Below are 17,321 nucleotides of genomic sequence, written 5' to 3'. Positions count from 1 at the left end.
TGCTCGCATCGACTCGATGTTTTCATGGACAGAAAGCCGTATTGGGAGCATTCTGATCCTCGCGGTATCAGTAACGACAGCCGGAGGATGCACGAATGATACTTGCTCAACTTCGTGTGCTGTTGCTCGGCTGTCTCCTCGCCGCTGTCGGAACAGGGAGACCGGAAGCGTCAGGCCAGGAGGGCTTAACCGACAGCGGTGACATCGAAAAGACTTTCATCGTCGACATCGCCAGGGCGGCGGAGTTACGCAAGGATATCGGCGCGCTGAACAAGTTCATCGCAGGCAAGGGCAAGCTGGAAGCGGTGGACATGCCGGATATCGGTATCAGCATCGTGACGGGGACCTTTTCCGAGAGCGAGATCGAAGAGCTGCGCTCCAGAGGATATGAGGAGCCGGATCCTTTCGTGGTGAACCTGTTCGATGGTGCCACCTGCGAGGGGCCGGAACTCCTGGGCATCTCGCCGACTGCGGACGTTGTCCCTCCCAGCGTCTGCAGGGTCGTCGGGTCACCACAGCCGGTGGCTTCAGGATCGCCCACCGTATGGATCATCGACAGCGGAGTGGATTGGAACGTTGTCACCGCCGGGCTCCTCAAGGTTCAGGAAGCCATCGATTGCACGAGCAGCCCATGCCAGACCGTGTCGAGCCTCGACGACACGGTAGGGCACGGGACGATGGTGGCAGCAGTTATCGGCGGAAAGCGTGTCAAGCAGGGCGACCAGTATATAGGTCTGGTTGGTGTCAGCCCCGACGCCCCGCTCAAGATCGTAAAGGCCTTCAGTAAGCTGAAGACCGAAATTTTCGGCCCGCCTCTTCTCGCGCTTCGCCATGTTCGGGACAACGCGGTCGCTGGGGATATTCTGAACGTGAGTTGGGGTGCATTATATCTGGAGAGCACCAGACGCGGAAGCACGTTGCAAGATCTTAAATTTCTCGACGCCCTTCTTTATCAGATCGCCGACCGTCAGGTGCGCGTTGTGGTAGCTGCGGGCAACCCCCGGGAAGACGAAGAGGGCCCTTGGGTACAGTCTTATTTCCCGGCCAATGCGGCGACTTATTTTTCGCCTGTGACGACAGGAAACAAGGTGGGAGCGATATACAGCGCTTCGGCTTCCAACAGCGAATATATTCAGGTGGCAACTCCTGGGAAATGCCAAGGCATCAGCAACGCCTGGTGCGACACGCTATGGCGCGGGGGGGCGTTCGGCGCGTCCTATGCCGAACCGGGCGTCAATGTCCTGTCACTGTGGAAGAGCCGAAAGAACGGCAAGCTCCGGAGGAACATCTGTTCGGGCACATCTTTCGCAGCCCCGGCACTTGCCGGCCTTTTGGTTCGCAACGCGCAGCCGACTAACAAGGCTCTGACAACGGGAAGTCTTAGCCCGAATACGGATCTGCTAGGGTATATGACCGCGGGTACGCCGGTGAACCCAAGTTCGGACGAGCCTAAATGCAACTGACCCGAAGGGCAGCGCTGCAAGGTTTGGCCTTGGCGTCCGCGTTCGGTAGCGTGCGTCTGGCCGGTGCCTCGCTTGTGGACGAAGATCCTCGCCTTCTGCTCGTCCACGTGCGTGGCGGACTCGATGCACTAGCTGCCGTGCCGCCCTACGGCGATCCGCATTTTGCCTCGGCGCGCGGGCCCCTCGTGCCTTTCCCGAACTCTGGCGTCGCCGAGATGCTCAAGCTCGACGGGCTCTTCGCGCTTCATCCGGCGCTCGGGTCTCTGCTGCCCCACTACTCGTGCGGCGAGTTGCTCATCGTGCCCGCGACCGCCATTCCGGATGCGGGCCGGTCCCACGCGACCGCCCAGGCGGCGCTGTTCGACGGCGATATTGACGGCGGCAGCGCCGGATGGCTCGACCGGGCTTCGTCTGTACTGTCGCGCCGGCAGAAGGCGGTGTGGCGGGCCAGACCGGCCGATCGATCGATGGACATGCTGGCCCATCTTGCGCTGGCCAATCCTCGGCTCGACCTCGTCCGCCTCTGCGCCGAGGGCACTTGGCCGTCCGGCGCAAAGGGCAGCGAAAGCCTGCTGGAACAACATGCCGCATGCGACGCGGCTCGCTTCGGCGACGCGGCCAGGAGCGCGGCGCTTGCCCTGTCAGCTACGGGCGGACCGCGGATCGCGATGCTCGAGGTGGCCGGCTTCGACACGCATGTGGCGCAGGGAGCGGACTTCGGAAGGCTGGCGCGGAGTTTGAATGGGCTGGCGCGGGGCCTCATTGCATTTGCCCAAGCGTCCGGGCCTGCCTGGAACAGGACGGCGGTGCTGGTGGTCACGGAGTTCGGCCGTTCCGTGGTGCCCAACACCGACGGCGGCACTGATCACGGCGTCGCGAGTGTCACCTTGTTAATGGGTGGCGCCGTTGCCGGCGGGCGAGTAGGCAATCGCTGGCCCGGTCTTGCTCGAGACCTGCTTCATGGCGGAACAGACTTGGCTGCTACGACGGACGTACGATCGATCATAAAGGGCGTGCTGACGGAACACCTGCGTCTTCCTGACCGAGCAATGGCTGAAATTTTCCCAGGCGCTGCCGGGATACCGGCGGTGCGTGGACTGTTTATCGGGAGCCGTTGTCCAGGCGGAGGTCGACTGGCTTCGATGTGATCTCCAGCGCGGTTTAGCTTCTTATCCGCGTTTTCGTCGGCTACGGGACGCATCGGACTGCAATAGGCGACGCCTAATCTTAAGTGGCCGCTTCTAAGAAGCTTCCGGAATCACGGCTATTGTGAAGGGTTTCGGATGCCGGCCCCCGGCGCGGTCGCCTATAATGTCCGGTTTAAGGCAATGGCCGAGCTAACTTGAATGGCCGAGATGAGGCGCAAAGCGATCGTCCACGGCCCAAAGTATGGAAGTCGGCTCGGGGTCATGAGCGTGACTTCGGCCGCTGGCCAACGAAACTTCCGCCAAAGGGTCATCTTCCGCCGTGCCACACCGATACCAGTGTCGGATTTTTCCACTGGCCCACGACCGCAAGGTCAAGGCGCTACAGCGTCCTTTGCGCGCCCAAACGACGCGCGGCGCTGTTGAGCAACCGCTTTGTCCCCCGAACTGTCCGCTTTGAACGCTTGAAGGGGCACTGTGGCTGTGCGATAGGCACTCCACAAAGTAGAGAACCTTGCGGAGAGCGCTGACATGGCGGGTGGACGGGGCCTTATGGCCGGCAAGCGCGGCCTTATCCTTGGCATCGCCAACAATCGCTCGATCGCTTACGGCATCGCCAAGGCCTGTGTCGACCACGGCGCCGAGATCGCGCTGACCTATCAGGGCGAGGCGTTCAAGAAACGTGTCGAGCCGCTTGCCGCGGAACTGGGCGCGCATGTCGCCGGCCATTGTGACGTGACCGACCCGGCCAGCCTCGATGCGGTGTTCGCCGATATCGCCAGCCATTGGGGCAAGCTCGATTTCCTCGTCCACGCCATCGCCTTTTCCGACAAGGACGAGCTGACCGGCCGCTATGTCGAGACGACGCGCGACAATTTCCTGCGTACCATGGATATTTCGGTCTATTCCTTCACCACCATCGCCAAACGCGCCGAGGCGCTGATGACCGACGGCGGCTCGCTGCTGACGCTGACCTATTACGGTGCGGAAAAGGTGATGCCGCACTACAACGTCATGGGTGTCGCCAAGGCGGCACTCGAGGCCAGCGTGCGCTATCTGGCCGTCGACCTCGGCGCCAAGAAGATCCGTGTCAACGCGATCTCCGCCGGCCCGATCAAGACGCTTGCCGCATCCGGCATCGGCGATTTCCGCTATATCCTGAAGTGGAACGAATACAATTCGCCGTTGAAGCAGACGGTGACGCAGGAGGAGGTCGGCGATTCCGGCGTCTATTTCCTGTCCGACCTTTCGCGCGGCGTCACCGGCGAGATCCATCATGTCGATTCCGGCTATCATGTCATCGGCATGAAGGCGGTCGACGCGCCGGATATTTCGACGGTCAAGGACTGACGCCACCGCCTGACCTCTTCCGGAAGACCTGATGTACCCGCTCGTCTATATCGTGCGCCACGGCCAGACGGCGTGGAACGCCGAGGCCCGGCTGCAGGGGCAGGCCGATACCGACCTCAACGAGCTCGGCCGCGAGCAGGCTAGCCGCAACGGGCACAGGCTGGCCGAACTCATCGACAAGCCCGAAGATTTCGAATTTGTCGCCAGCCCGATGCGGCGCACGCGCGAGACGATGGAGCGCCTGCGCGCGGCGATGAAGCTCGATCCGCACGCCTATCGTACCGAGCCGCTGCTCGTAGAATTGAGCTTTGGCGACTGGCAGGGTTTCACCTTTGCCGAACTCGAGGCGAACAATCCCGGTTCGACCAGGCGACGCCGCCTCGATAAATGGAATTTCCAGCCGCCCGGCGAGGGCGCCGAAAGCTACCAGATGCTGCTCGAACGGGTGAAGCCGTGGTTCGACGCGCTCGATCGCCAGACGGTCTGCGTGACCCATGGTGGCGTCATGCGCGCGCTGTTCCGCTTCGTGCTGGGGATGTCCGAACAAGATGCGGTCAGCATGGAAGTGCCGCAGGACCGCGTGCTCAGGCTGGACGGCCGGCGCCTGGAGTGGCTTTGAGACCGATGACGTAGCCTATGTTGAGATCAGGTCGGGCCGGCCTCAGCTGAATATCGACGCGCCCTATTCCGTCGATCCGGTGTCCGGCAGTTCCATGTCGGTGACGACGTTCTCGCCATTCGTCACGTCGTAGGCGAGGACGATGTCCATGCCTGGCTTCAGCGCATCGAGGTCGGTTTCGGCGTTCAGCTTGTAGGACTTGCCGTCGTCCAGCGTCAGCGTCAGCGCATCCTTATCGACCTTCTTGATCAGGCCTTCGGTCTGGCCGGCGAAGGCGGCGGTGGAAATCAACAGCGTGGCGGCAACAGCGCCAATCAGGATACGCATCATCGTCCTCTTTAATCATTGCCGGTACAGCGGCTCGGTCCAACGGAACAGAACTGAGCAGAAACCAATCGAATGTGTCAAAACTAAATCCGCGGGATCACAGTTTGACCACTGTGGAAAACGCCAATAGAAGGCAGGCGACAGCGCCGCGCGTCCTCCTGGGCGCGCAAAGGACGCTGTAGCACTTTTGATTTTGTGCATGATCCTTTCCGAAAATCGCTCCGATTTTCGGGGTCATGCGCTGAGCCGGCTTCGACGCCGGCAGGGCTGGTTCCATGTCGCACAACACGTTCGGCCATCTTTTCCGCGTCACCACCTGGGGCGAAAGCCATGGGCCGGCGCTGGGCTGCGTCGTCGACGGCTGTCCACCAGGCATCCGCTTCAGCCGCGACGAGATCCAGGCCGAACTCGACAAGCGCCGCCCCGGCCAGTCACGTTTTGTGACGCAGCGTCGCGAACCTGACGAGGTCAAGGTCCTGTCCGGCTTCATCCTCGATGAGGACGGCGAGACGATGATCACCACCGGCACGCCGGTGTCGATGCTGATCGAGAACGTCGACCAGCGCTCCAAGGACTATGGCGACATCGCCCGCCAGTTCCGGCCGGGCCATGCCGACTACACTTACGAGGTCAAATACGGCCTGCGCGATTACCGCGGCGGCGGCCGCTCCTCGGCGCGTGAGACGGCGGCGCGGGTGGCGGCCGGAGCGCTTGCCCGCAAGGTCGTGCCCGGCATGGTGGTGCGCGGCGCGCTGGTGTCGATGGGCGATAAATCGATCGATCGCGCCAATTGGAACTGGAATTTCGTCGGCGACGCCGAAAACCCGTTCTTCACGCCTGATCCGGCGTCCGTCGCCGTCTTCACCAAATATCTGGACGGCATCCGCAAGGCGGGCTCCTCGGTCGGTGCGGTCATCGAGATCGTCGCCGACGGCGTTCCGGCGGGGCTTGGCGCGCCGATCTATGCCAAGCTCGACCAGGACATCGCCGCCGGCCTGATGTCGATCAACGCCGTCAAGGGCGTCGAGATCGGCAACGGTTTCGAGGCCGCCCGCATCACCGGCGAGGAGAATGCCGATGAGATGCGCATGGGCAATGACGGCAAGCCGGTCTTCCTATCCAACAACGCCGGCGGCATCCTCGGCGGCATCTCGACCGGCCAGGCGATCGTCGCGCGTTTCGCCGTCAAGCCGACCTCGTCGATCCTGACGCCGCGAAAGTCGATCGACAAGGACGGCAACGACGTCGAGATCATGACCAAGGGCCGCCACGATCCATGCGTCGGCATCCGCGCCGTGCCGATCGGCGAGGCGATGGTTGCCTGCGCCATTGCGGATCATTATCTGCGTCATCGGGGACAGACAGGTAGGGGAGTAGGGGAGTAGGGCAGTAGGGCAGTAGGGCAGTATGTTTATGTTAATGCCCGGCAGGCAGCCATTTTCGCTTTCCCCTACTGCCGTACTGCCCTATTCCCCTACTCCCTGCGAGCGAAGCGAGCACCCATGCCTTACGACCAGAAGAAGATCGTTGAAGCCCTGCGCGCCTTCGAGCGCGGCGAGATCGTCGTCGTCATGGACGATGACGGACGCGAGAACGAGGGCGACCTGATCGTCGCCGCCGTCCATTGCACGCCGGAAAAGATGGCGTTCATCGTCCGCAACACGTCAGGCATCGTCTGCACGCCGATGCCGCGCGAGGAAGCCAAGCGGCTCAACCTGTCGCCGATGGTGGCCGACAATGATTCCGCCCACACCACTGCCTTTACCGTCAGCGTCGACTTCAAGCACGGCACCACGACGGGCATTTCGGCGGACGACCGCACGCTGACGGTGCGCAATCTCGCCAACGGCAATGTCGGCGCGTCCGATTTCGTGCGCCCCGGCCACATCTTTCCGCTGATCGCGCGCGAAGGCGGCGTGCTGATGCGTTCGGGCCATACCGAGGCCGCTGTCGACCTCTGCAAGCTCGCCGGCCTGCCGCCGGTCGGCGTCATTTCCGAGCTGGTCAATGATGACGGCACTGTCATGCGTGGCCCGCAGGTGCAGGCCTTCGCGGAAAAGCACGGGTTGAAGCAGATTTCGGTTGCCGACCTAATCGCCTACCGGCAACGCAAGGAAACGCTGGTCGAGCGCGTCGCCTGTTCGGACATCGAGACGCCCGGCGGCAAGGCACAGGTCTTCACCTACACGCTGCCCTGGGATTCCATGCATCACGTGGCGGTCGTCTTCGGCGATATCCGCGACGGCGTCGAGGTGCCGGTGCGCCTTCATTCCGAGGACGTGGTCAGCGACGTCTTCGGCACCAGCCACCGGCTGGACGCCATCATGAAGGCGATGGGCGAGCGCCAGCGCGGCGTCATCGTCTATCTGCGCGAAGGCTCGGTCGGCGTCGCCCATCAGGAGCGCAAGCGCCCGGCTGCCGGCGACCGCGAGGATCATGAAGAGGCTCGCCGGCGCGAGAACGAATGGCGCGAGATCGGCCTCGGCGCGCAAATCCTCAAGGATCTCGGCATTTCCTCGATCAATCTGATCGCCTCGCGCGAGCGCCATTATGTCGGCCTCGAAGGTTTTGGCATCCACATCGCCAAGACCGAGATTCTTTAGGCCATTCTCACGATGCTGGTATGCGTCCGGCCCCGCCTCGGGACCGGACGCGCCGGAAACTATTCCGCAGCGACCGCGGCTGCGTCGCATGCAGCCATGTCGCAGTCCGGCGCGACAAGGCTGCGCTGGCCGGCGAGCACGATGACCAGCGCGATTGTGCCCGATGCCACCGATACCCAGAACCCGTTATGCGCGCCGAAAGCGTCCACCACCCAGCCGGCGGCGAACGAGCCGAGCGCCATGCCGATGCCGATGCCGGTCATCACCCAGGTCACGCCTTCGGTCAGCACCGCCTCGGGCACGCGCCGCTCGATCAGGCCGAATGCCGTGATGAAGGTCGGCGAGATCGCCACGCCGCTGACGAAGACGGCCAGTGCCAGCAGCGGCACGGTGTCGGCGACGAGCAGCGGCAGCGTGGTAAGCGCAATGATGGCGATTGCGATGGCAAGCTGAATCTGCAGCGGCAGTTTCAGGTTCAGGGCGCCGATGATGATGCCGACGACAAACGATCCAAGCGCGTAGACGCCGATGACGAAGCTGGCGGCGCCCGGCTGGGCAAGCTCCTTGGTGATCGCCACCGTGCTCACCTCCGTGGTGGCGAAGGTCGCGCCGATGAAGATCAGGGCCAAGGTGATGATCTGGACCGGCCGCAGGCGGATTGCCGAGCCGCCTGAACCATGTTCCACCGGTCGGGCTCGCGGTTCGGTCGAGCGCTGCAGGATGAAGGCCGTCGAACCGAAGGCGAGGAACAATGTGCTCGCGAGCACTCCCGCTTCCGGGAAAAGCGCGACGCTCAGCCCTACCGACAGCGATGCGCCGGCTATGTACACCAGTTCGTCCGCCGCCGACTCGAAGGCGAACGCCGTGTTCAGCTCGGGGCGGTTGCGAAAAATCTCGGTCCAGCGTGCGCGCACCATTGCCGGGATGCTGGGCATGACGGCGGCGAGCAGCGCCGAGACGAATAGCGTCCATATCGGCCAATGCTGATTGGCCGCCGCAATCAGGATCGCGAAAGCGAGCGTGGAAATCACAGTGGTCGGCACCACAATCCGCGTCTGGCCGAGGCGGTCCACCAGCCGTGATACCTGCGGGGCGACGAAAGCGTTGGCCAGCGCATATGTCGCGGAGACGGCGCCGGCCAGCCAGTATTCGCCATCGGTCTGCGACAGCATCGCGACGATCCCGATCGGAGCCATGGCGATCGGCAGCCGGGCAGCGAAGCCGGCGGCGGCAAAGCCCTTGGCGCCGGGCGCGCGAAAGATCTGGGAATAGGGATTTTGCATGGTCTGGCTCCTCGACAACGGCCGGTTCGGCGATTACATACGTGGCGTATGAGTTTAAATAGATCATACGCGGCGTATGTCAATTGGCATACGAGACGTATGTTAATAGGGCCAGAGCATGCATAGACCACGCAAGGAGATGATTGCCGAAACCCGCGCCAAGCTGATCGGGGCGGCGCGCCAGGCCTTCGGCACGCTCGGCTATGCCGAAGCCTCGATGGACGATTTCACGGCATCGGCCGGGCTGACGCGCGGTGCGCTCTATCATCATTTCGGAGACAAGAAGGGCCTACTCCAGGCGGTTATCGCCGAGATCGACGCCGAAATGGCAGCCCGGCTGAAGGTCGTTTCGGCCAAGCCGGACAATCTCTGGCAGGGCTTTGTCGACGAATGCACCGCCTATATCGAGATGGCGCTGGAGCCGGAGATCCAGCGTATCGTGCTTCGTGACGGGCCGGCGGTGCTCGGCGATCCATCGCAATGGCCAAGCCAGAGCACATGCATCCGCTCGATGACAGAGAGCCTGCAAAGACTGAGCGACGAGGGGACAATTCTCGCCGTCGATCCCGAAGCCGCGGCAAGGCTGGTCAGCGGCGCCTCGTTGCATGCGGCGCAGTGGATCGCAAATTCGAACGATCCCGAAGCGACGTCGAAGAAGGCAGTGAAGGCGTTCAAGGTTCTTCTGGAAGGGCTGCTCAATCGCACCGGCAAGCTGCCTAAGCCTGATCGATCGTCAGCGAAGCAGCCCCAGATTGACCGATCACCGGCCTGAGATCATTCTTTTCGCCGATCCCAGGCGGCTCGCGGTGGGTTCAGCCGACGCCGGTTGCCTAAACCCTGTTGAACATCGCCTCACCAGCGCGCGAAAACATGGCCAAAGCGGCGAGGCGCGCCTATATCGGGGCATGGTCACGAGACTTTACACCCACCCGATTTTCCTCGAGCACATAACACCGCCCGGTCATCCGGAGCGGCCGGACCGTTTGCGCGCCATAGAGCGTGTGCTTGACGACGAGGCCTTCGCGGCGCTCGATCGCGTCCAGGCGCCCGAAGGCGACGAGGCAACCATCCTCTACGCGCATCCGCCCGAATTCGTCGAACGTGTCCGCGCAGCGATACCGGACACCGGCATCGCCCGTATCGACGCCGATACCACCGCCAGCCCAAAGAGCTGGCAGGCGGCCGTGACCGCGATCGGCGCAGCCAACGCCGCGGTCGACGACGTCTTCACCGACCGTGCCGAAAACGTCTTCGTCGCCGCACGGCCGCCCGGCCATCATGCCGAAAAGACCACCTCCATGGGTTTTTGCCTGTTCAACACCGCCGCGATCGCGGCACGCTACGCGCAGAAGAACCATGGCGCCGACCGCGTCGCCGTCGTCGACTGGGATGTGCATCACGGCAACGGCACGCAGGACATTTTCTGGGACGATCCATCGGTGCTCTATTGCTCGACACACCAGATGCCGCTTTACCCGGGAACCGGGGCCGTGAGCGAAACCGGCGCCGGCAACATCGTCAACGCTCCGCTGGCGCCGCAGAGCGGCAGCGATAGTTTCCGCGACGCCTTTCTGTCGCGCATCCTGCCGGCGCTCGACAATTTTGCGCCCGACCTCATCATCATCTCCGCCGGTTTCGATGCCCACCACCGCGATCCGCTGGCCGAGATCAACCTGACCGAGGATGATTTCGACTGGGCGACCGGCCAGTTGCTCGAACGAGCCGGGCGCCATAGCCGCAACCGGCTCGTCAGCGTGCTCGAGGGCGGCTACGATCTGCAGGGATTGGCATTTTCAGTCGCCGCCCATGTCGGGCGGCTGATGAAGGGATAGACGATGGCTGGTGAGACCAACGAGGACGTCAAGGCGATGAGCTTCGAGCAGGCGCTCGAGGCGCTGGAGAGGATCGTCGACGATCTGGAGCGCGGCGACGTGCCGCTCGACCAGTCGATCCGCATCTACGAGCGCGGCGAGGCGCTGAAGGCGCATTGCGACCGGCTGCTGAAGGCGGCCGAGGACAAGGTCGAGAAAATCAGGCTGTCGCGTGACGGCAAGCCGGTGGGGACAGAGCCGTTGGACGCGGATTGAGGCGCGGCCTCGAACGACAATTTTGCTTACCGGCTTTGGACATCATCACGATTGAGGATAAAACTCATCCCGTTTGAAACGGCTCCAGGACGAGAGGAGATTGCGAAGGATGTGCAGAAACATCAAGACCCTGTTCAATTTCGATCCGCCGGCAACCAATGACGAGGTCCGCGATGCCGCACTTCAGTTTGCCCGCAAGCTGAGCGGAACGACGCGGCCGTCTAAACAGAACCAGCATGCGTTCGACCATGCCGTCGAGGCCATTGCCGCCTCGGCGCGCGAATTGCTCGACAGCCTCGAGACGACACAGCATCCGCGCAATCGCGAAGAGGTGGCGGCCAAGGCGAAAGCCAAATCTGCACTTCGCTTCGCCTGAGGGGACCGCGTGAGCTTCTTTCCCGGAAACGATCCGCAGATGGGCGATGCCTTCGCCAGCGATCAGATCGAGCTGATGGTCATTCCGAACGCCAAGGATATTGGCGGATTTCAGGTTCGCCGCGCCTTGCCGACGGCCAGGCGCCGGCTGGTCGGACCCTTCATCTTCTTCGACCGCATGGGTCCAGCCGTTCTGCGAGCGGGCCAGGCGCTCGACGTGCGTCCGCACCCACATATCGGCCTGTCTACGGTGACTTACCTGTTCGACGGCAAGATCAGGCATCGCGATTCGCTCGGCACCGAGATGGTAATCCAGCCCGGCGACGTGAATTTGATGACCGCCGGCCGTGGCATCGTCCATTCGGAGCGCACGCCGGAAGAACTGCGCGGCGCGCCGATGTCGGTTTCCGGCCTGCAGACATGGCTGGCGCTGCCGGACGGCAAGGAAGAAGTCGCGCCGGTCTTCGAGAACACCGCGGCCCTGCGCCTGCCCGAAATCGATGCGGAGGGCGTTAGCGGCCGCGTGATCATCGGTGCGTTTTCCGGACTGCGCTCCCCGGTCGCCACCGCTTCGGACACGCTTTATGCCGATCTCAGGCTGGCGCCGGGTGCCAGCGTGAAAATCCCGGCCGATGCCGAGGAGCGCGCCATCTATACGCTGGAAGGCGAGGTTTCGATATCCGGTGACCGCTTCCCGGCCGAGCGGCTGCTGGTCTTCCGGCCCGGCGACGAAATCGTTGTCTCATCGGAACGCGGCGCCCATTTCATGCTGTTTGGCGGCGCCTCGCTCGGTTCGAAACGCTATATCTGGTGGAATTTCGTATCGTCCTCAAAGGAACGCATCGAGCAGGCGAAAGAAGAATGGAAGACAGGCCGCTTCGATATCGTTCCTGGAGACGAGCAAGAGTTCATCCCGCTGCCCGAAAGCTGATGCGCGTTACCGCCACATTTACATTCGCCGGCCAGCGGCATATTTCACGATGAACAGAAAATCTGACCAGGCTCGCAAACAGTGAACGCAAAGCCCGATACGCCGCTTCTCGACAAGGTCCGCGTCCCAGCCGATTTGCGCACGCTTGCCGAAGGCGACCTGCCGCAGCTGGCGTCAGAGCTTCGCGCCGAACTGATCGACGTCGTTTCCCACACCGGCGGCCACCTCGGCGCCGGCCTTGGCGTCGTCGAACTGACCGTCGCGCTGCACTACGTCTTCAACACGCCGGACGACCGGCTGATCTGGGACGTCGGCCACCAGGCTTATCCGCACAAGATCCTGACCGGCCGCCGCGACCGCATCCGCACGCTGCGGCAGGAGGGCGGCCTGTCCGGCTTCACGCGTCGCGTCGAGAGCGAATACGATCCGTTCGGCGCAGCCCACTCCTCAACCTCGATTTCAGCCGGCCTCGGCATGGCGATGGCGCGCGATCTGTCCGATGGCCGCAACAATGTCATTGCCGTCATCGGCGACGGCGCCATGTCGGCCGGCATGGCCTATGAGGCGATGAACAATGCCGGCGCACTCGATGCCCGGCTGATCGTCATCTTGAACGACAACGATATGTCGATCGCTCCGCCGACCGGCGCAATGAGCGCCTATCTGGCCCGTCTGGCGTCGGGCAAGACCTATCTGGGCTTGCGCGATTTCGGCAAGAAGCTGACGTCGTATCTCGGCGAGCGCGCCGATCGCGCCATCAAGCGAGCGGTCGAGCATGCGCGCGGTTACGTCACCGGCGGCACGTTGTTCGAGGAAATGGGGTTCTACCACATCGGCCCGATCGACGGTCACAACCTCGAGCACCTGATCCCGGTGCTGAAGAACGTCCGCGACAATGCCGACGGCCCGGTGCTGATCCATGTCGTGACCCAGAAGGGCAAGGGCTACGCCCCGGCCGAGGCGGCGGCCGACAAATATCATGGCGTCAACAAATTCGACGTCATCACCGGCGCCCAGGCCAAGGCGCCCGCCAATGCGCCGAGCTACACCAAGGTGTTTGCCGAAAGCCTGATCCAGGAGGCCCGAGAGGACGACCGCATCGTCGCCATCACCGCCGCCATGCCGAACGGCACCGGGCTTGATCTGTTCGGCGAAGCGTTTCCGGCGAGGACCTTCGATGTCGGCATCGCCGAGCAACATGCGGTGACCTTCGCCGCCGGCCTTGCCACGGAAGGCTTCAAGCCTTTCGCGGCGATCTACTCGACCTTCCTGCAGCGCGCCTACGACCAGGTCGTCCACGACGTGGCGATCCAGAAATTGCCGGTGCGCTTTCCGATCGATCGCGCCGGCTTCGTCGGCGCCGATGGTGCCACCCATTGCGGCGCCTTCGACACGACCTTCCTGGCGACGCTGCCCGGTTTCGTCGTCATGGCCGCGGCCGATGAGGCCGAGCTGCGCCACATGGTACGCACCGCCGCAAGCTACGATGACGGCCCGATCGCCTTCCGCTACCCGCGCGGTAACGGCGTTGGTGTCGAGATGCCGCAACGCGGCTCGGTATTGGAGATCGGCAAGGGCCGGATCGTCAGGGAAGGCACCAAGGTTGCGCTGCTTTCCTTCGGCACCAGGCTGCAGGATTGCCTGGCCGCGGCCGAGGAGCTTGGCGCGGCCGGGCTTTCGACCACGGTCGCCGATGCCCGTTTTGCCAAGCCGCTCGACGAGGACCTGATCCGGCGGCTGGCCCGTTCACACGAGATACTGGTGACGGTGGAAGAGGGCGCGGTCGGCGGCTTCGCCAGCCATGTGCTGCAGTTCCTGGCCCATGAAGGGCTGCTGGAGAGCGGCCTGAAGGTGCGCCCGCTGGTGCTGCCCGATACATTTGTCGACCATGCCAAGCCGGAAAAGATGTATGCCGATGCCGGGCTGGACAGCGCCGGCATCGTGCGCACCGTGTTCGTGGCGCTGGGGCATACCGCGCAGGCCCAGCGCGCCTAGCTTTTAGACGCATTCCCGCGACGCCGACGCGATTCAACTTGGCTGCAAGATGCTAGTCTGAATCAATATCTCAAACGCTTGAATCAAATTACCGGCGAACAATCGTAACATGCTGTTTACGCTGCCGTTTGGCGATTTGCTTACCGTGTCCTTTGGCCGTTCTTCAACGCTGCCCTGCTAGAAGGCAACAGGCAGGGGAAAGCAGACCAATGAGATCGCTTTTGGGCGGCATCGCGCTTGCGGCCATCTTCGTCTTGTCGGCTACAGCCGAAACGCGCTACGACCGCAAACTCGAAGAGGCGGTGATGGGCGTCGTCGCCGGCAAGATCGGCGAAATCCGTGGCGGCTTCTCCTACAAGCAGGCGCCGCAATTCGTCGTCGTGCCCGATACCTTGCCGAAGGCGTCCAGTTCCGCTGACCGGCGCGCACACAGGTGTCCGGCGACAGCAGCGACGGTCTGACGCCGGCCGTCGAACGGCGGGTTTCGCGGACCATATTCTAAAGCATGATCCCGAAGAGACTCTAGAAACTAGAACCACATGTCCCGCACACAGCGACCATCTCTCGGCAAATCCTCGAATGTATCGAGACCCTCGAAATGGTCGATCGGGAGATCGGCGACGGCCTCGGGCGGCGCAAGCCTCACATTGACGGCGATGCGGTAGCGCCCAGCCGCCTCGGGATGCAAACCGCGCCAGGCCAGGACGCAAGCGCAGGTTGGGCAGAAGAGAATCTCAAGCGAAGGATGAGCCTTTCCGACGCGCCGATAGGCGCTTACGGGCCCGGCAAGGCGGATGCGTTCGTCGACATAGTCGTAAGCCCAGAGCGTGCCGTAGCGACGGCAAAGTGTGCAATTGCAGGCAGTGATCGAACCGGGATCGCCCTCCAGGGTCCAGTGGGCTGCGCCGCAGTGGCAGGTTCCCGTCAGCATGTTCCTCCTCCACGTTTCGACGGCTAAACGGCATCTCTTTCTTAGCATTGCGTCGGGTCTCGTGCGAGGCTCGACAAACAGCGCAGCGGCTTGATGCGCTCACCGCCTTTCCAACTATGCCTTGTCTGATCGCCAAATTCCTTGCCATCATCGTTGGCTTTCGCCATGAAGGCCGATGACTTCCCTTCCGCCAGCCAGCATACGCCAGCGGCTCGACGAATTGCTCGTCCAGCGCGGCCTGTTTGCCAGCCGCTCGCGTGCCCGCGACGCGGTCGAGCGCGGCACCGTGACGGTCGATGGCATCGTCGCCCTCAAGCCGGGCCAGGCCGTTCTGCCTGAGTGCAACATCGTCGTTGACGATCCGGCGCAAGGTTACGTGTCGCGCGCTGCACTGAAGCTGAAGGCTGGTCTCGACCATTTCGCCCTCGACCCCACCGGCAACGAAGCGCTCGATGTCGGCGCCTCGACCGGCGGCTTTACGCAGGTGCTGCTCGAACGCGGCGCGGCGCATGTCACGGCGATCGATGTCGGGCACGGCCAGATGCACTCCGACATTGCCGGCGATCCGCGCGTGACGGTAATTGAAGGCCTGAATGCGCGCGAACTATCGGCCGCCGATCTCGGCGGCCGTGTGCCGGATTTCATCGTCTCGGATGTCAGCTTCATATCGCTGAAACTGGCGCTGCCGCCGGCGCTTGCCTTGGCCAGGAATGGCGCAAAAGCTGTGTTTCTGGTCAAGCCGCAATTCGAGGCCGGCCGCGAGGCGATCGGCAAGGGCGGCCTGCTGAAGGACCCCTATGATGCGGCGCGCATTGCCGGCCTGATGCAGGACTGGCTCGATGCCATTCCCGGCTGGCGCTCGCTGGGGCTTCATCTGTCACCGATAGAGGGCGGCGACGGCAACCGCGAGTTCCTGCTCGGCGGCATCAAGGACGTCGAGACCCAGAGGCGATGAGCACCCGTTTCACGATCGCAAGGTTGGGCTCGCAGGGCGACGGCATCGCCGAGACGGAAACCGGCGAGGTTTTCATTCCGTTCGCGCTGTCGGGAGAGGTCGTCACCGCCGCGCGGGAGAAAGATCGCGCCACCTTGATGTCGGTCCTTGAGGCTTCGCCGTTGCGGGTCGATCCGCCGTGCCGGCATTTCGGCGCGTGCGGCGGCTGCGCCGTCCAGCATCTCGAGACTGAAGCCTATCACCGGTGGAAGCGCGAAAAGGTCGTGCATGCGCTGAAGAGCAAGGGCATCGCTTGCGATGTCGGGGCGCTGGTGCCGTGCGCGCCGCACACACGCCGCCGTGTCGTCTTCACCGCCCGGCGGAGCGAGGCGGGAATGCAGTTCGGCTTCGTTCGCGCGCTGTCATCCGAGATCATCTCGATCGAGGAATGCCCGATCTCGGCGCCGCAGATCGTCGCTGCGCTCGACCGTTTGAGGATGCTTGCCGGACTGATCTGCACCACGACCAAATCGTTCCACATGACGGTGACGGTGACCGGTTCCGGCCTCGATGTCGCGGTTCACGATTCCGGCAAGCTCGGCGAGAACCAGCGCCGCGTCGCTTCCAACTTCGTCATCGCCGAGCGGCTAGCCAGGCTGTCGGTCGACGGCGAGGTCATTATCGAACCAAACAAACCGGTCGTCCTGTTTGGTGGCGTCGCCGTCGCAGTGCCTCCGGGCGCTTTCCTGCAGGCGACCGAGGCTGCCGAACAGGCGATGGCCAACATTGTCGTCCAGCATTTCGCGCGCGCCAAAAAGGTCGCCGATCTCTTCGCCGGCTGCGGCAGCTTCGCGCTGCGCCTAGCCGCAAGATCGGAGGTTCATGCGGTGGAAGGCGATGCGGCAGCACTCGCGGCGCTCGACCGGGCATTCCGTTTCGCCAGCGGCCTGAAGCGGGTGACCGGCGAACGTCGCGACCTGTTCCGGAGGCCGCTGACATTCAAGGAGTTGAATGCCTTTGACGGCGTTGTCTTCGACCCGCCTCGCGCCGGCGCCGAGGACCAGTCGAAGCAGATCGCGCGCTCCGACGTGCCGCTCGTCGCCGCGGTGTCTTGCAATCCGGTAACGCTGGCGCGGGACCTACGCATCCTCATGGACGGCGGCTACGCCCTGAAGAGCGTGACGCCGATCGACCAGTTCCTGTGGTCGCCGCATGTCGAGGTCGTGGCGCTGTTGGAGAAGCCGAGACGAAGGCGCTAGCAGCCAGGGCCTGAAACGC

Annotated in this window: 18 protein-coding genes; 15 read left to right on the top strand and 3 right to left on the bottom strand. The window is 63.4% G+C overall.

All coding sequences use genetic code 11. The annotated features are described in order from the left end of the window. Positions 1–95 precede the first annotated feature (95 nt). From NKI17_RS01060 to NKI17_RS01045, 4 genes are all read left to right on the top strand, one after another. On the top strand, positions 96–1,463 hold the full coding sequence (locus tag NKI17_RS01060; protein ID WP_352456874.1) for a S8 family serine peptidase: 1,368 nt from the start codon (positions 96–98) through the stop codon (positions 1,461–1,463). Further along, the gene (locus tag NKI17_RS01055) at positions 1,454–2,611 is read left to right on the top strand and encodes a DUF1501 domain-containing protein (RefSeq protein ID WP_023674108.1); all 1,158 of its coding nucleotides are present in this window, start codon (positions 1,454–1,456) and stop codon (positions 2,609–2,611) included. The genes NKI17_RS01060 and NKI17_RS01055 overlap by 10 nt, the downstream gene beginning before the upstream one ends. 528 nt (positions 2,612–3,139) lie before the next feature. Beyond that, a complete protein-coding gene (gene fabI / locus NKI17_RS01050) occupies positions 3,140–3,958 on the top strand; it encodes an enoyl-ACP reductase FabI (RefSeq protein WP_352905272.1) in 819 nt (272 codons plus the stop codon). Between the two features lie 31 nt (positions 3,959–3,989). Then, the gene (locus tag NKI17_RS01045) at positions 3,990–4,577 is read left to right on the top strand and encodes a histidine phosphatase family protein (protein WP_352905270.1); all 588 of its coding nucleotides are present in this window, start codon (positions 3,990–3,992) and stop codon (positions 4,575–4,577) included. 63 nt (positions 4,578–4,640) lie between these two features. Here the strand turns inward: NKI17_RS01045 and NKI17_RS01040 are convergent, their stop codons facing one another. Beyond that, positions 4,641–4,904, bottom strand: a complete 264-nt coding sequence (locus tag NKI17_RS01040; protein ID WP_023716902.1) for a DUF1344 domain-containing protein — start codon at positions 4,902–4,904, stop codon at positions 4,641–4,643. 275 nt (positions 4,905–5,179) lie between these two features. Between NKI17_RS01040 and aroC the strand changes: the two genes are divergently transcribed. Further along, positions 5,180–6,289, top strand: a complete 1,110-nt coding sequence (aroC, locus tag NKI17_RS01035) for a chorismate synthase (protein ID WP_023674112.1) — start codon at positions 5,180–5,182, stop codon at positions 6,287–6,289. A 117-nt stretch (positions 6,290–6,406) separates the two neighbouring features. Beyond that, positions 6,407–7,507 (top strand): 3,4-dihydroxy-2-butanone-4-phosphate synthase, encoded by a 1,101-nt coding sequence (ribB, locus tag NKI17_RS01030; RefSeq protein WP_023674113.1) that lies wholly within the window; start codon positions 6,407–6,409, stop codon positions 7,505–7,507. 59 nt (positions 7,508–7,566) lie between these two features. On the opposite strand, the gene NKI17_RS01025 is transcribed toward ribB, so the two are convergent. Continuing rightward, positions 7,567–8,790 carry an MFS transporter gene (locus tag NKI17_RS01025; protein ID WP_352905269.1) on the bottom strand — a complete coding sequence of 408 codons (1,224 nt, stop codon included), beginning with the start codon at positions 8,788–8,790 and terminating at the stop codon, positions 7,567–7,569. Positions 8,791–8,908: 118 nt separating this feature from the next. Between NKI17_RS01025 and NKI17_RS01020 the strand changes: the two genes are divergently transcribed. The 7 genes from NKI17_RS01020 to NKI17_RS00990 all read left to right on the top strand — a co-directional run bounded on the left by NKI17_RS01020 (position 8,909) and on the right by NKI17_RS00990 (position 14,639). Further along, positions 8,909–9,562, top strand: coding sequence for a TetR/AcrR family transcriptional regulator (locus tag NKI17_RS01020; protein ID WP_352756328.1), 654 nt, complete (start codon positions 8,909–8,911; stop codon positions 9,560–9,562). 133 nt (positions 9,563–9,695) lie between these two features. Then, positions 9,696–10,622 carry a histone deacetylase family protein gene (locus NKI17_RS01015; RefSeq protein ID WP_352456880.1) on the top strand — a complete coding sequence of 309 codons (927 nt, stop codon included), beginning with the start codon at positions 9,696–9,698 and terminating at the stop codon, positions 10,620–10,622. Between the two features lie 3 nt (positions 10,623–10,625). Then, the gene (locus NKI17_RS01010; RefSeq protein ID WP_031211056.1) at positions 10,626–10,877 is read left to right on the top strand and encodes an exodeoxyribonuclease VII small subunit; all 252 of its coding nucleotides are present in this window, start codon (positions 10,626–10,628) and stop codon (positions 10,875–10,877) included. A 109-nt stretch (positions 10,878–10,986) separates the two neighbouring features. After that, positions 10,987–11,253, top strand: a complete 267-nt coding sequence (locus NKI17_RS01005; protein WP_352905268.1) for a DUF2277 domain-containing protein — start codon at positions 10,987–10,989, stop codon at positions 11,251–11,253. Positions 11,254–11,262: 9 nt separating this feature from the next. Next, on the top strand, positions 11,263–12,183 hold the full coding sequence (locus NKI17_RS01000) for a pirin family protein (protein ID WP_023674119.1): 921 nt from the start codon (positions 11,263–11,265) through the stop codon (positions 12,181–12,183). 81 nt (positions 12,184–12,264) lie between these two features. After that, positions 12,265–14,178, top strand: a complete 1,914-nt coding sequence (gene dxs / locus NKI17_RS00995) for a 1-deoxy-D-xylulose-5-phosphate synthase (protein ID WP_023674120.1) — start codon at positions 12,265–12,267, stop codon at positions 14,176–14,178. Between the two features lie 209 nt (positions 14,179–14,387). Beyond that, positions 14,388–14,639 (top strand): hypothetical protein, encoded by a 252-nt coding sequence (locus NKI17_RS00990; protein WP_352571390.1) that lies wholly within the window; start codon positions 14,388–14,390, stop codon positions 14,637–14,639. Between the two features lie 68 nt (positions 14,640–14,707). Here the strand turns inward: NKI17_RS00990 and NKI17_RS00985 are convergent, their stop codons facing one another. Continuing rightward, complete coding sequence (locus NKI17_RS00985) at positions 14,708–15,109, bottom strand: GFA family protein (RefSeq protein WP_023674122.1); 402 nt, start codon at positions 15,107–15,109, stop codon at positions 14,708–14,710. Between the two features lie 175 nt (positions 15,110–15,284). Here NKI17_RS00985 and NKI17_RS00980 point away from each other — a divergent pair, with 175 nt between their 5' ends. Both NKI17_RS00980 and NKI17_RS00975 read left to right on the top strand, forming a co-directional pair. After that, positions 15,285–16,064, top strand: coding sequence for a TlyA family RNA methyltransferase (locus NKI17_RS00980; protein ID WP_023674124.1), 780 nt, complete (start codon positions 15,285–15,287; stop codon positions 16,062–16,064). After that, positions 16,061–17,302, top strand: coding sequence for a class I SAM-dependent RNA methyltransferase (locus tag NKI17_RS00975; RefSeq protein WP_352571389.1), 1,242 nt, complete (start codon positions 16,061–16,063; stop codon positions 17,300–17,302). Before NKI17_RS00980 ends, NKI17_RS00975 begins: the two co-directional genes overlap by 4 nt. The last annotated feature ends 19 nt before the right edge of the window (positions 17,303–17,321 follow it).

It is taken from the genome of Mesorhizobium sp. M0816 (assembly GCF_040320005.1).
GTDB lineage: Bacteria > Pseudomonadota > Alphaproteobacteria > Rhizobiales > Rhizobiaceae > Mesorhizobium.
Note: the sequence above shows the minus strand (reverse complement) of the source record. Positions and strands in the feature narration are given on the sequence as shown.